The organism is Pseudomonas sp. BJa5 (assembly GCF_030272875.2).
Classification (GTDB): Bacteria; Pseudomonadota; Gammaproteobacteria; order Pseudomonadales; family Pseudomonadaceae; genus Aquipseudomonas.
This window is the reverse complement of the sequence record NZ_JALRNG020000020.1, coordinates 1-12,954: the sequence shown is the minus strand read 5'-3', so window position 1 is coordinate 12,954 and position 12,954 is coordinate 1. Positions and strand designations below refer to the sequence as shown.

Sequence of the window (12,954 nt, the reverse complement as noted above, 5' to 3'; positions counted from 1 at the left end):
AAGTGAGGGCAGCACCCGGTACCCGGGCGCTGCCGGGGTGAATCAGGTCGGCAGCACCTGGGCCGCGTCGAGAAAGGCCGGACGCTCGCCACCGCCGTGCAGCAGCAGGTTGCAGCCACTGGCGTAGGCGGCGAGCGGCGAGGCCATGTACAGGCAGGCGTTGGCGATGTCTTCGGCCACCGCCATGCGCCCGGCCGGAATGCCGGCGCTGACCGCAGCGATGCCGGCGTCGGTGCCGTAGTGCAGATGCGCCTGCTCGGTCAGCACCAGGCCGGGGCTGACCGCCACCACCCGCACCTTCGGCGCCCACTCCACCGCCAGCGATTGCACCAGCGCCAGCACCCCGGCCTTGGCCGCGCCATAGGCGGCAGTGCCTGGCGAGGAACGCAGGGCGCTGATGCTGCCGATAAACAGGATGCAACCGCCTTCGGCCTGCGCCTGCATCAGCCGGTTGGCGTGCTGGGCGACATTGAAGGGGGCGATCAGGTTGAGGCGGATGATGCTCTCGTGAAACCGTGGCGATGCCTCGGCGGCCGGTGCCCGGGGGCTACCGCCGGCGTTGTTGACCAGCACATCGAGACGGCCATATTCATGGCGTATCGTGTCGAACAGCGCCTGCAGCGACTCGCTGTCGCGCACGTCCGCCGGCATGAACACGGCGCTGTTGCTGCCATGCGCCGGTACCTGCAGCGGCGCGTGCCGGGCGCAGACAATCACTCGTGCCCCGGCGGCGAGAAACTCGCTGGCGATACCGGCGCCGATCCCCTTGGTGCCGCCCGTGACGAGCACCACCTTGCCGCTGTAATCCAACCCCGCGTGCTGCCCCATGTCGTGCTCCTTGTGTTTCTGACAAGGGTCACTCTAGGGACAACCCATGGCGTGTTCGTCGTCTGAACGGACGATGAATCGACCCGGCCCGCTGGTGACACTGGCGGCCATCGCTACGCGCGCACGAGGATCATCATGCTTGATGCCAACGCCCCACCCGTCCTGCTCGACCACCCCCTGCCCGGCGTCGCCCGGCTGCGCCTGAACCGGCCCCAGGCCACCAACGCCCTGAGCCTGGAACTGCAGGCGCTGCTCTCATCGCACTTCACCGCCCTGGCCGAGAATCCCGAGGTGCGCTGCATCCTGCTCACCGGTGGCGACAAGGTATTTGCCGCCGGCGGCGACATCACCAGCATGGCCGGGGTCGGCGCCATCGACATCTACAAGCGCCACACCGAACGGGTCTGGGCGCCGATACAACACTGCCCCAAGCCTGTAATCGCCGCGGTGTGCGGCTATGCCTACGGCGGCGGTTGCGAGCTGGCGATGCTCGCCGACCTGATCGTCGCCGGTCGTGGCGCACGCTTCTGCCAGCCGGAAATCCGCATCGGCATCATGCCCGGCATTGGCGGCACCCAGCGCCTGGTGCGGGCGGTGGGTAAGGTCAAGGCCATGCGCATGGCGCTGACCGGGCAGCCGATCAGCGCCGAGGAAGCCTGGGTGGCCGGGTTGGTCAGCGACCTGGTGGACGATGACCAGGTGCAGACCAAGGCCCTGGAGCTGGCGGCGCTGATTGCCGGCATGCCGGCGCTGGCGGCCGAGCAGATCAAGGAAGTGATCCTGGCGGGCATGGACGGGCCGCTGGAGACCGGGCTGGCCCTGGAGCGCAAGGCCAATGCCCTGCTGTTCGCTTCGCGGGACCAGAAGGAAGGTATGCAGGCGTTCATCGACAAGCGTGCCCCTCAGTTTGAAGGCCACTGACACCCCTCCGTAGGAGCGGGCTTGCCCCGCGATAGCGTGCTGTCAGTTACATCGCATCGCGGGGCAAGCCCGTTCCTACAGTGGTGAACCCATGGATAGGCTTCAGATACTCATCAACAACTGACCACTGTCGATACGCATCTCCATGCCATTGATCGCCCGCGACTCGTCACTGGCCAGGAACAACACGCTCGCCGCCACATCCTCGGGCAGGCACATGCGCTGCATCGGGTCGTTGTCGATGGTCATGCGCTCGGGGTCCAGGCCGGCCGGCCAACTGGCGCGGGTCATGGCGGTAAGCACGCTGTCCGGGTGCAAGGTATTGCAGCGGATCCGGTACTTGCGCTGGCGGCAGTGCACCGCCACCGAACGCGACAAGGCCGCCACCGCGCCTTTCGAGGCGCTGTAGGCCATGTAGTCGCCACGCCCGCCGAGGGCGGCGATCGACGACATGTTGATGATCGAGCCACCGGTGGCCTTCATCAAGCCAATCGCCTCGCGGCAACCGAGGAACACGCTGTCGCTGTTGACCCGCAGCAGCTGGTGCCAGTCGGCCAGCGAGGTGTCCTCCACCGACCCGCTGCGCAGGATGCCGGCGTTGTTGAAGAGAATATCCAGGCGCCCGTGACGCTCGCGCAGGTACGCCATCACCTGCTGCCAGTCGCTTTCGCTGCTGGCGTCGTGGCGGATGAAGCTGGCCTGCTCGCCGATCTCGGCGGCCAGGGCCTGGCCGGCCTCGACGTCGATATCGCTGATCAGCACCTGGGCGCCTTCGGCCGCCAGCAGGCGCGCGCAGGCGCGACCGATGCCGTTGGCGCCGCCGGTGACCAGGGCGACTTTACCGTGTACACGTCCGTTCATGCGGTGGGTCCTTTTGATAGTGGGTGGTTTTGATGGCCTTATCGCGGGGCAAGCCCGCTCCTACCGACCTGTGGGAGCGGGCTTGCCCTGCGATTAGGCCCGCCCTGTCACGCCCTGCAACCGGCCGACAGCGAGGTTTGCTCTGCAGTCGCACCGGCCACCGCCGCCCCGGCGCGACGCCCGGAGAACACGCAATCGGCCAGCGACAGGCCACTGATATACAGGTGCGACGGAATACCCAGCGCAGTTCGCCCAGCCGCATACAACCCGGCAATCGGCTGCTCCTGTTCATCCAGCACGGCGCCGCTGCCTTCATCGACCTTCAAGCCCCCCAGGGTCAGCGCCCCAAGCGGAAAGATCGGGTTGCCCACGGAAATGTCGCAGGCATAGAACGGCCCCTGGTCGAGCACTTCGCGACTGCCCGGCGACTTGCCGAAGGCATCCTCGGCCTCACCGCGCGCGGCGGCGTTGTTGCGCTGCAGCGCCTGGGCCAGGGCCTCGGCCTGCATGCCGCTAGCGGCAGCCAGCTGCGCCGGGGTCTTGCCCTTGCGCGGCTTGAGCAGCATCAACGCCAGCGCCGGCACGCTCTGGAACCACCAATAGCCACCGAACAGCGCCTGGCGGATGGCCTTGGCCCTGAGCCTTGCATCGAGCACCAGCCAGGCGCGCCCGCCCTGCTCTTCCATCAGTGGCTGGCCGAGGGTCGCGCCGTAGACTTCCTCGTTGCAAAAACGTCGGCCTTCGCGGTTGACCACAATGCCCTTGGGCCAGCAATGCGGCGGGTTGATGAAACGCCAGGCCGACACCCGCTCAAGCCCGCTGCTGGCGGCACCGACCGTCTGGCCCAGGCGCAGGCCGCTGCCATCGCAGCCGGTGGCACCGACCTTGAAGTTGCGTCGATAGGCCGGTGCATGCTGACGCATCAACTCGCGGTTGAAGATGAAACCGCCGGTACTGAGGATCACGCCCTGGCGCGCCCGCACCCGGTACGGCTGGGCATGCTCGCGCTCCAGCTGGCTGACGCGCTGGCGCAGCTTGTCGCAGTAGCCTGGCGCCAGGTTCTGCCAGCGCTCGGCGCGGGCGGCCAGGCGGGCGTGGTCATCGGCGGCCTTGCTACCCGGCGGCAGGCGCCACAGCTCGACACCGAGCACCCGCCCCTGATGATCCTGCACCAGGCGCCGCGCCGCCGCTTGCAGCAAGGGGCGTACCCCGGCCTTGAGGCAGGCCGCGTTGAGGTGACCGTAGAGCACCGCACCGCATTGACCCTTGCCCACGGTGCGATGGCCACGGGGCGCGGGCGGCAGCGCGCCGCCATGGGACGGCACCAGTTCGTTGCCGGAGTAGTAGAGAAAATAGCCATCGCCCGGGTACGAGGTCTTGCCGCCCGGAGGCATCTCGTGACCGTACGGCGCGCCATGGCTTTGCAACCATTCGAGGTTGGCCACGCTCTGCTCGCAGAAGCGGCGCAGGGTGGCATCGCTGACCACGCCGCAGGTTTCGTGCTTGAGGTAGTCGAACATGGCCTGGGGGCTGTCGTTGATACCGGCGGCCAGTTGCTGGCGGGTACCGCCACCGGCATACACCACCCCACCGCTCTTGGCGCTGGCGCCACCGCCAGTGAAGCGGTCGGCGATCAGCACGTCGACGCCATTGGCCCGGGCTTCGAGGGCCGCGCAGGCACCGGCGGCGCCCCAGCCGACCACCAGCACGTCGCACTGGTCATCCCACTTGAGCGCCTGGCTGTCGGTCACCCGTACCGGCGGCAGGATGGAGCTGCAGGTTGAACTATCAGCAGTGTGCATGGCGGCTCCTAGCGCTGGCTGGCAAGGTGGTTGGCGGCGACATAGGCGAAGGTCAGCGCCGGCCCCAGGGTACCGCCGGCACCGGGGTAGCTGGTGCCCATCACCGAGGCCGAGCAGTTGCCGATGGCGTACAGCCCGGCGATCGGCTCACCGTTTTCGCGTACCACCTGGGCATCGGCGTTGGTCAATAGGCCGCCCTTGGTGCCGATGTCGCCGGCATCCATGCGCATGGCATAGAACGGCCCCTTGCGCACGGGCGCCAGGCACGGGTTGGGCTTGATGTTGCTGTCGCCGTAGTAGCGGTCGAAGACATTGCCGCCGCGGCCGAAGTCCGGGTCGACGCCGGTGCGGGCGTATTCGTTGACCTTGGCCACGGTGTTCTCCAGGCCCGCGGCATCGACACCGATCAGTTGCGCAAGCTCCGCCAGGGTATCGGCCTTCCAGTACAGGGTGTTGCGCCACTCCTTGCGCAGGCGGCTGTCGGGCATGACCTGGGCCGGCATCAGCGGGCCCATGGCGTAGTTGTGACGGAAATGCGCGTCGAAGATCACCCAGGCCGGCACGCTCTTGCCGCCGGTGACCTGGTTGTCGCGGTACATGGCGTCGACGAACTCCAGGTACGGCGCCGCCTCGTTGACGAAGCGCAGGCCCTGGCCGTTGACCACGACGGCGCCGGGGAAGGCCCGCTCGGCGAACACGCCGCGAGGTTTTTCTTCACCGGGTACGGCAATGGTCGGCGCCCACCAGGCCCAGTCGAGCAAGGCAGTCGCCGCGCCCTCGGCCATGCCGGCCTGCAAGGCAGCACCGGTATTGTTGCCCGGTGGCGTGGCGCTCCAGGCCATGCGTGTCGGTTGCGGCAGGTACTGCTCGCGCAACGTCTGGTTCTGCTCGAAGCCACCGGAGCCGAGAATCACCCCGTGACGGGCCTTCAACTGCAACGGGCGGCCTTCGCGGGTCACCGTCACGCCGGTGATGCGCCCGCCTTCGCTGACCAGCCCGGTGAAGTCGGTGTTCAGCCACAACGGTACATTGCGGTCCATCAGCGAGCGGCGCAGCGCCGCCACCAGCGAGCTGCCCAGGGCGGCGCGGCGGTCGAGCTTGCTCTTGCGCCGCCATTTGAAGTCCAGCTTGTAGCGCAGCATCAGGCCGATGATCAGCAGGCGCCAGCCGAAGCTGCGGGCCATGACCTTGTGGGCGTGACGGGCGGTCCAGGCGATACGGCCCATCAGCAGGGTCGAGGGCGATGGCTTGCGCAGGTTGCCCAGTTCCTCGGCCAGCAGGCTGGTGTCGAACAGCTCCGGGTCCAGGGTGCGGCCGCCGGGCAGCGAGCCTGGCAGGTGCGGGTAGTAGTCGGGGTATTTCTCGGCCACCGCGTAGCGCACGCGGCTGGTGCGGGTCAGGGCTTCGATCATCTTCGGCGCGTTGTCCAGGTAGGCGCGCAGACGGGATTCTTCCACCTGCTCGCCGGCGGCGGCCTTGAGGTACTTGAGGGCCAGTTCGAAGCTGTCGTGGCCACCCAGGCGGGCGAAGTAGTGGTTGTTGGGGATCCAGATCCCACCGCCGGAAATCGCCGAAGTGCCGCCGTACTTGTCGCTCTTTTCCACCACCAGCACGCTGAAGCCCTGGTCGGCGAGAAACACCGCCGAGGCCATGGCACCGGCACCGGAGCCGACGACGATGACGTCATAGGCACTTTGAGTCTGAACGTGAGCTGTCATTGTTGTTATGCCATTGGCTGAGAGTCAGGTTCGATCATCGACTCAGCGGGTGGCGGGCTCATCGTCAAAGTGGACTAGGTGTGGCTGGAGGGATGTTACGACCGCTTTGCGGTCGATCGCAGGCTTCGCCAGCTCCCACAGTAGGAGCGGGCTTGTCCCGCGATCGGTGTGGGATCAGAGCACCGCGCGCTTGCCCGCCCAGGGCATCGCCTGCTCCAGCTGCCGTGCCAGGCGCAGCAGCACGTCCTCGCCGCCCAGGCGCGCGGTGAACATCATGCCCACCGGCAGCCCGTCCGGGCTCCAGCCCAGCGGCAGGGAAATCGCCGGGTGGCCGCTGACATTGGCCAGCGCGGTGAAGCCGGCGCTGCCCATGGCATGGCTGGCATAAGTGGCCCAGTCCTGGTCCAGCGACAACAGACCGATGCGCGGGGTGAGGTTGGCGGTGACCGGCGAGAGGATCAGGTCGAAGCGTTCGAAGTGGCTTTCCATCAGCGCACCGATGCTTTCGAACGTCTGCCGCGCCCGGTACAAGCCCTCCGCCGTGGTGCCCCGGGCCCGTTCAAGCACGACCTGGGTGATCTTCTCCAGGTCCGCAGGCCCCGCGGCCCGCCCCAGCGCCTGCTCGCGATCGCGCACCAGGGTGGTCAGGGCCATGCCGATCACCGTGCCATGGGCGCCGAACATCTGCCGGGGATCGACCGCCAGGTTCAACTCCTCCAGTTCATGGCCCAGGCCGGTCAGTTGCTTGATGGTCTGCTCAAGGGTGGCGGCAATCGCCGGATCCAGCGGTGTGCCAGTCAGCGACTGGCGCACCACCGCGACCCGCAGCTTGCCAGGTTCACGCTCCAGTTCCTGGACGTAGGGCCGTGCCAGCGGCGTAATCCAGTACGGGCTGCCCGGCTCGTGCCCCTGGCCGACATCGAGAAACAGCGCCATGTCACGCACGCTGCGCGACACCACGTTGCCCACGCTGGCCCCGAACCAGCCTTCGAAATGCGCCGGCCCGCTGGGCGTGCGATAGCGGCTGGGCTTGAGCCCGATCAGCCCGCAATAGGACGCCGGAATACGAATCGAGCCGCCGCCATCGGTGGCATGGGCCACCGGTACGATGCCGGCCGCCACCGCACTGGCGGCGCCACCGGAGGAGCCGCCGGCGCTGTGGTCCAGGTTCCAGGGGTTGCGGGTCTGGCCCCAGAGCAGCGACTCGGTGGTGGTGGTCAGGCCGAATTCCGGGCAGGTGGTCTTGCCGAACGGCAGCGCCCCGGCCTGCTCGTAGCGGCTGATCAGGGTGCTGGTGCGGGCAGCGGGCGGCGCATCCTTGAACAGGCGGCTGCCGTTGCTGGTGACCGTGCCCTTGAGGTAGGTGTTGAGGTCCTTGACCAGCACCGGCACGCCGGCCAGCGCGCCCTGGGCCTGGCCGCTCTGCTTGAGCAAGGCACGGGCGTAGTCTTCATGCAGCATGTTGACCGCCTTGACCTTCGGGTTGACCGCACTGCAGCGCGCCAGGGCCGCCGCCAGCAGGTCTTCGCCGCTGAGCTCGCCCTTGCGCACCGCCTCGCTCATGGCCCAGGCGTCCAGGCCTTGATAGTCACTGTCCAACAGGCCCGCGGCGCGGGCATCGGCAAAGCGCCCGAGCAGGCCGACACCGGCCGCCAGGGCGCCGGCCTTGAGAACGCTGCGCCGCGGCCAGTTGGCAGGCCCTTCGCTGGCGCTGAGAGGGGTGACTGGAGTGTGCTCGGTCATGGGGACTTCCTGGGCAGTGGGTCGAAGGTCAAGCATGGGCGGGTCACCTTATCAGTCGGCGGTGACCATGGCGGTCATCGCCGCCAGGTAGTGATCACCATAGGGCGGCAGTACGCCCCATTCGCGGCGCGGGTCATGGGCCGGGGCCTTGAATACGGTACGCATATGGCTGAATTCGAGGAAGCCCTCGCGCCCGTGGTAATGCCCCAACCCCGAGGCGCCGACACCGCCGAAAGGCGCGTCGTGCATGGCGGCGTGCATCATTACCTCGTTGATGGTCACCCCGCCCGACAGGCTGTGCTCCAGCACATGACGCTGCTCGTCGAGGTCGGCGCCGAAGTAGTACAGGGCCAAGGGCCTTGGGCGTGCATTGATGTCGGCCAGCACCGGATCGAGCTGCTGGTAGGTCAGCACCACCATGGCCGGGCCGAAGATTTCTTCACGCATGATCAGGCTGTCCTTGGGCGGATTGACCACCACCTGCAGCGGCCGCCGACGGTCAGCGGCATCCAGCGGCACGGCTTCGGGCAGGCACTCGACCCGCGCCCCCAGGGCCCGCGCCTCCTGCACATAGCTTTCGACGCGCTCGACATGGCGCTGGTTGACCACCGCCACCACATCCGGGTTGCCGGCCACCGTAGGGTTGAGTTCCGAGTAGGCGCTGCGCAGGGCGGCGAGGAAGGCTTCGAGGCAGTCCTCGGGCACATAGACCAGGTCCGGGTTGATGCAGATCTGCCCGCCGTTGCTGGCCTTGGCCACCGCGATGCTGAAGGCGGCGCGGGCAAGATCGGCGCTGGGCGAAACGATCACCGGCGACTTGCCGCCCAGCTCCAGGGTCACCGGCACCAGGTTCTGCGCCGCGTTGCGCATCACCGAACGGCCGACTTCGGTACTGCCGGTGAACACCAGGTGATCGAACGGCATGGCGGAGAACACCTTGGCCACCGAAGAGTCGCCGGTGACCACCGCCACCTCCAGCGGGTCGATGTACTCGGCGAACAGTTGCTCCAGCAACTGCGCCGTGCGCGGGACCACGTCGGAGGGCTTGAGGATCGCCCGGTTGCCCGCCGCCAGGGCCGAGGCCAGCGGGCTGAGCAAGGTGTACAGCGGCGCGTTCCAGGTGCCGATGATGCCGACGCTGCCCTTGGGCTGGTGCATCACCCAGGCTTCGGCGCCGAGCAGGTCATAGGGCGCGAACGGCTGGCGGCGCTCATCCTGCATCCAGTCTTCGAGGTGGTCGCGGGCATGCTTGAGCGAGCCCAGGGCGCCGAGCACGTCGTTCATCAACGAGAAACCGGCAGGCCGGCCGCCGAAGTCCAGGTCGATGGCTTCGGTCAGTTGCGCGTGGTGACGTACCAGCAGCTCAATCACCTGCTGGAGGCGTCGACGGCGGGTGGCGGCAGGCACGGCGCCGGCGGTATTGAAGGCCTGTTTCTGTTCGGCCAGAAGGCCCGTCAGTGTATCCAGGATTGGGCTCGCTGCGTTCATCAAGGTCCCCTTGGCTCGGGTGGGTGGTGGCTGGCGCCACACTAGCGGTGCCAACGGGCCTTGCGCCTCGTCCGATCGGACGAGAATCCGGCAAAAGCGTTAGTCCGTTAAGACGATGTGTAGACAAGGGCTGCGACCAATACTGGCCTCACGAAAATCCCATCCCATGAGGTCAGTCATGGCAATGCCAAACACAGGTTTCGACCCCCAGGCCTTCCGCACCGCGCTGGGCACCTTCACCACCGGGGTCACCATCATTACCACCCAGGCCGAAGACGGCTCGCCGGTGGGCATCACCGCCAACAGCTTCAACTCGGTGTCGCTCAACCCGCCGCTGGTGCTCTGGAGCCTGTCGAAAAAAGCCCGCAGCCTGCCGGTGTTCAGCAGCGGCAAGCACTGGAACGTGCATGTGCTGTCCACCGAGCAGGAGTCGCTGTCGGGCCGTTTCGCCACCCAGGGCGAGGACAAGTTCGCCGAGATCCAGTTCGACAACGGCGTCAGCGAAGCGCCGCTGCTGCAGGACTGCACCGCGCGCTTCCAGTGCCGCACGGCGTTCCAGTACGAAGGCGGCGACCATGTGATCTTCGTCGGCGAGGTGCTCGCCTTCGACCACAGCGAGCGCGCGCCGCTGGCCTTCCAGAGCGGCCAGTACGCCCTGGCCACGCGCAAGCCACGCACCGAACTGCGCCTGGCCACCACCCCACCGCCGCCGGAGTGCAGCTACACCGAGGACCTGCTCGGCTACCTGCTGGGCCGCGCCCACTACCAGCTGCTCAACGCCCTGCGCCGGCTGCTGAACAACCAGCAACTGGACGAACAGGCGTTCTTCATCCTTTCGGTGCTGTGCATCCGCGACAACCTCAGCCTGGCAGAGATCAACACCTTCGTTAATTACACCGGCCATGAAGTGACGCTGCCGAGCATGCGCTTCCTCGAACGGCAGAACCTGGTGGCGATCGAAGGCGAGCCCGGGCAACAGCGCTTCGTGCTCACCGCCAACGGCCGCGAAGCCTCGTTGCAGCAACTGGCCCTGGCCAAGGTGGTGGAAGAGGAACTGGCAGCCAAGCTCGGACCTGCCGATGCCCAGGCATTGAAGGTGCTGCTCAAGCGCCTGATCGTGGTTAGCGACCCCGGTTTGCCGGACCTGTGGGCGCCGCGTTGAACGTCGGCGTGCATGGCCTGCCGGCGACCAGGGTCGGCTGGCGCAGCCATGGACTGCTGCTGTTGCTGGCCCTGGTGTTTGCCGACAACTTCGTCGGCCGGCAGATCCTGGCGGTGATGATTGACCCGATCAAGACCGAGTTCGGCGTCGGCGACACCGCCATGGGGCTGATCTCGGGGCTGGCCTTCGCCGCGGTGTATGCCGTGCTCGGCCTGCCGGCCGGGCGCCTGGTCGACCGCTTGCCGCGCACCCGCCTGCTGGCCCTGTCGTGCCTGCTCTGGGCCCTGGCGACCCTGGCCTGCGGGCTGGCCGGCAGCTTCCTGGTGCTGGCCATTGCGCGGATGCTGGTGGCGGTGAGCGAGTCGCCGACCACCTCGGCCTCGCTGTCGGTGATCGCCGACCTGTACCCGCCGCACCGACGCTCGTTCGCTATCAGTTGCTTCACCGCGGCACCGACCTTTTCCTCGATCATCGGCCTGAGCATCGGCGCCTGGGTGGTCGAGCACTATGGCTGGCGTAGTGCGTTCATTGCGCTGAGCCTGCCGGCCCTGGCGTTTTGCGTCATGTTGGCGCTGGTGCGCGACCCGCTGCGCGGCCGCTGGGACCTGACTGGCAGTACCCCGGCCGCCCCGCGCCTGAGCCTGGGCAACGAAGCGCGGGCGCTCTGGGCCCTGCCCGCCTATCGCTGCCTGATCCTGGCCGGCGGCCTGACCACGCTCAGCTCCTACGCAATCGGCATGTGGAACACCAGTTTCCTGATCCGCTCCCATGGCCTGTCGTTGCAGCATGCCGGCTTGCTGGCCGGGGTCATCTGTGGCGTAGCCGCCGGCATCGGCGGGCTGTTCGCCGGCTGGCTCAACGATCGCCTGAGCTATCGGGGGGCGCACTGGCAGATCCTGATCCCGGTGCTGGGCAACCTCACCGCCCTTGCCGCCCTGGTCGTCTACCTGCTGTGGCCGGCCGGGGTGCTGACTGAATGGGCGGGTGTGCCGATTCCAGTGGCCATGCTGTGGTGCGCGCTGTACAGCTTCTTCGTGGTCTGGTGGGTGGCGCCCTGCTACAACCTGGTGACCCAACTGGTGCCCGCCAGCCGGCGGGGTACGGCCATGGCCTTGCAGACCATTGTCAGTACCTTGCTGGGGGTGGGGATCGGGCCGGTGTTGACCGGGGTGTTCAGCGACCTGCTGCTGCCGTGGTGGGGGGAGGAATCGTTGCGCTATGCGCTGGTGCTGGTGAGTTTGCCTTTGCTGGGGGCGGTGGGATTGTTGGGCCGGGTGGCGGTGCATGCGGGGCGTCAGGGGTAAAGTGGTGACTGCATCGCAGGCTTCGCCAGCTCCTACAGGGGTTCCCGGCCTGCCCCGGACGCTGTGGGAGCTGCCGCCAGGCTGCGATCGGGCGCGAAGCGGCCGTAGAACCAGACCGCCTCAGTACACCTGCCCGAATGAGCTGGCCGGATTGCGACTGCTACGCAGTCGATCGCAGGCTTCGCCAGCTCCTACAGGGGTTCCCGGTATGCCCTGTGGGAGCTGCCGCCAGGCTGCGATCGGGCGCGAAGCGGCCGTAGAACCAGACCGCCTCAGTACACCTGCCCCAATGAGCTGGCCGGATTGCGACTGCTGCGCAGTCGATCGCAGGCTTCGCCAGCTCCTACAGGGGTTCCCAGCCTACCCGGACGCTGTGGGAGCTGCCGCCAGGCTGCGATCGGACGCGAAGCGGCCGTAAACCAGACCGCCTCAGTACACCTGCCCCAATGAGCTGGCCGGATTGCGACTGCTGCGCAGTCGATCGCAGGCTTCGCCAGCTCCTACAGGGGTTCCCAGCCTACCCGGACGCTGTGGGAGCTGCCGCCAGGCTGCGATCGGACGCGAAGCGGCCGTAAACCAGACCGCCTCAGTACACCTGCCCCAATGAGCTGGCCGGATTGCGACTGCTGCGCAGTCGATCGCAGGCTTCGCCAGCTCCCACAGGGGTTCCCGGCCTGCCCCGGACGCTGTGGTAGCTGCCGCCAGGCTGCGATCGGGCGCGAAGCGGCCGTAAAACCAGACCGCCTCAGTACACCTGCCCCAATGAGCTGGCCGGATTGCGACTGCTGCGCAGTCGATCGCAGGCTTCGCCAGCTCCCACAAGGGTTCCCAGCCTGCCCGGACGCTGTGGGAGCTGCCGCCAGGCTGCGATCGGGCGCGAAGCGGCCGTAAAACCAGACTGCCTCAGTACATCTGGCCCAATGAACTGGCCGGATTGCGACTGCTACGCAGTCGATCGCAGGCTTCGCCAGCTCCTACAGGGGTTCCCGGCATGCCCCGGACGCTGTGGGAGCTGCCGCCAGGCTGCGATCGGGCGCGAAGCGGCCGTAGAACCAGACTGCCTCAGTACATCTGGCCCAATGAACTGGCCGGATTGCGACTGCTACGCAGTCGATCGCAGGCTTCGC

The 12,954-nt window shown here is 67.5% G+C and carries 9 protein-coding genes; 3 read left to right on the top strand and 6 right to left on the bottom strand.

Translation table 11 applies throughout. From position 1 onward, the window contains the following. Positions 1 to 42 precede the first annotated feature (42 nt). On the bottom strand, positions 43 to 828 hold the full coding sequence (locus M2D63_RS13340; RefSeq protein WP_285863390.1) for an SDR family oxidoreductase: 786 nt from the start codon (positions 826 to 828) through the stop codon (positions 43 to 45). Between the two features lie 135 nt (positions 829 to 963). Here M2D63_RS13340 and M2D63_RS13335 point away from each other — a divergent pair, with 135 nt between their 5' ends. Then, a complete protein-coding gene (locus M2D63_RS13335; protein ID WP_285863389.1) occupies positions 964 to 1,749 on the top strand; it encodes an enoyl-CoA hydratase in 786 nt (261 codons plus the stop codon). A gap of 102 nt (positions 1,750 to 1,851) precedes the next feature. Here the strand turns inward: M2D63_RS13335 and M2D63_RS13330 are convergent, their stop codons facing one another. From M2D63_RS13330 to M2D63_RS13310, 5 genes are all read right to left on the bottom strand, one after another. After that, the gene (locus M2D63_RS13330; protein ID WP_285863388.1) at positions 1,852 to 2,610 is read right to left on the bottom strand and encodes an SDR family oxidoreductase; all 759 of its coding nucleotides are present in this window, start codon (positions 2,608 to 2,610) and stop codon (positions 1,852 to 1,854) included. A 107-nt stretch (positions 2,611 to 2,717) separates the two neighbouring features. Then, positions 2,718 to 4,412 carry an FAD-binding protein gene (locus M2D63_RS13325; protein WP_285863387.1) on the bottom strand — a complete coding sequence of 565 codons (1,695 nt, stop codon included), beginning with the start codon at positions 4,410 to 4,412 and terminating at the stop codon, positions 2,718 to 2,720. A gap of 8 nt (positions 4,413 to 4,420) precedes the next feature. Then, positions 4,421 to 6,130 (bottom strand): FAD-dependent oxidoreductase, encoded by a 1,710-nt coding sequence (locus M2D63_RS13320; RefSeq protein WP_285863386.1) that lies wholly within the window; start codon positions 6,128 to 6,130, stop codon positions 4,421 to 4,423. Between the two features lie 174 nt (positions 6,131 to 6,304). After that, complete coding sequence (locus tag M2D63_RS13315) at positions 6,305 to 7,873, bottom strand: amidase (protein WP_285863462.1); 1,569 nt, start codon at positions 7,871 to 7,873, stop codon at positions 6,305 to 6,307. Between the two features lie 51 nt (positions 7,874 to 7,924). Continuing rightward, complete coding sequence (locus tag M2D63_RS13310; protein ID WP_285863385.1) at positions 7,925 to 9,361, bottom strand: coniferyl aldehyde dehydrogenase; 1,437 nt, start codon at positions 9,359 to 9,361, stop codon at positions 7,925 to 7,927. Positions 9,362 to 9,539: 178 nt separating this feature from the next. Here M2D63_RS13310 and M2D63_RS13305 point away from each other — a divergent pair, with 178 nt between their 5' ends. Together M2D63_RS13305 and M2D63_RS13300 are read left to right on the top strand one after the other, a co-directional pair. Next, positions 9,540 to 10,523, top strand: coding sequence for a flavin reductase family protein (locus tag M2D63_RS13305; RefSeq protein ID WP_285863384.1), 984 nt, complete (start codon positions 9,540 to 9,542; stop codon positions 10,521 to 10,523). Then, on the top strand, positions 10,508 to 11,827 hold the full coding sequence (locus tag M2D63_RS13300) for an MFS transporter (protein WP_285863383.1): 1,320 nt from the start codon (positions 10,508 to 10,510) through the stop codon (positions 11,825 to 11,827). The genes M2D63_RS13305 and M2D63_RS13300 overlap by 16 nt, the downstream gene beginning before the upstream one ends. The last annotated feature ends 1,127 nt before the right edge of the window (positions 11,828 to 12,954 follow it).

What these genes read in the sequence shown, in the direction of transcription:
- M2D63_RS13340 (WP_285863390.1), bottom strand. Translation starts at nt 828, where the DNA reads ATGGGGCAGCACGCGGGGTTGGATTACAGCGGCAAGGTGGTGCTCGTC.
- M2D63_RS13335 (WP_285863389.1), top strand. Translation starts at nt 964, where the DNA reads ATGCTTGATGCCAACGCCCCACCCGTCCTGCTCGACCACCCCCTGCCC.
- M2D63_RS13330 (WP_285863388.1), bottom strand. Translation starts at nt 2,610, where the DNA reads ATGAACGGACGTGTACACGGTAAAGTCGCCCTGGTCACCGGCGGCGCC.
- M2D63_RS13325 (WP_285863387.1), bottom strand. Translation starts at nt 4,412, where the DNA reads ATGCACACTGCTGATAGTTCAACCTGCAGCTCCATCCTGCCGCCGGTA.
- M2D63_RS13320 (WP_285863386.1), bottom strand. Translation starts at nt 6,130, where the DNA reads ATGACAGCTCACGTTCAGACTCAAAGTGCCTATGACGTCATCGTCGTC.
- M2D63_RS13315 (WP_285863462.1), bottom strand. Translation starts at nt 7,873, where the DNA reads ATGACCGAGCACACTCCAGTCACCCCTCTCAGCGCCAGCGAAGGGCCT.
- M2D63_RS13310 (WP_285863385.1), bottom strand. Translation starts at nt 9,361, where the DNA reads ATGAACGCAGCGAGCCCAATCCTGGATACACTGACGGGCCTTCTGGCC.
- M2D63_RS13305 (WP_285863384.1), top strand. Translation starts at nt 9,540, where the DNA reads ATGGCAATGCCAAACACAGGTTTCGACCCCCAGGCCTTCCGCACCGCG.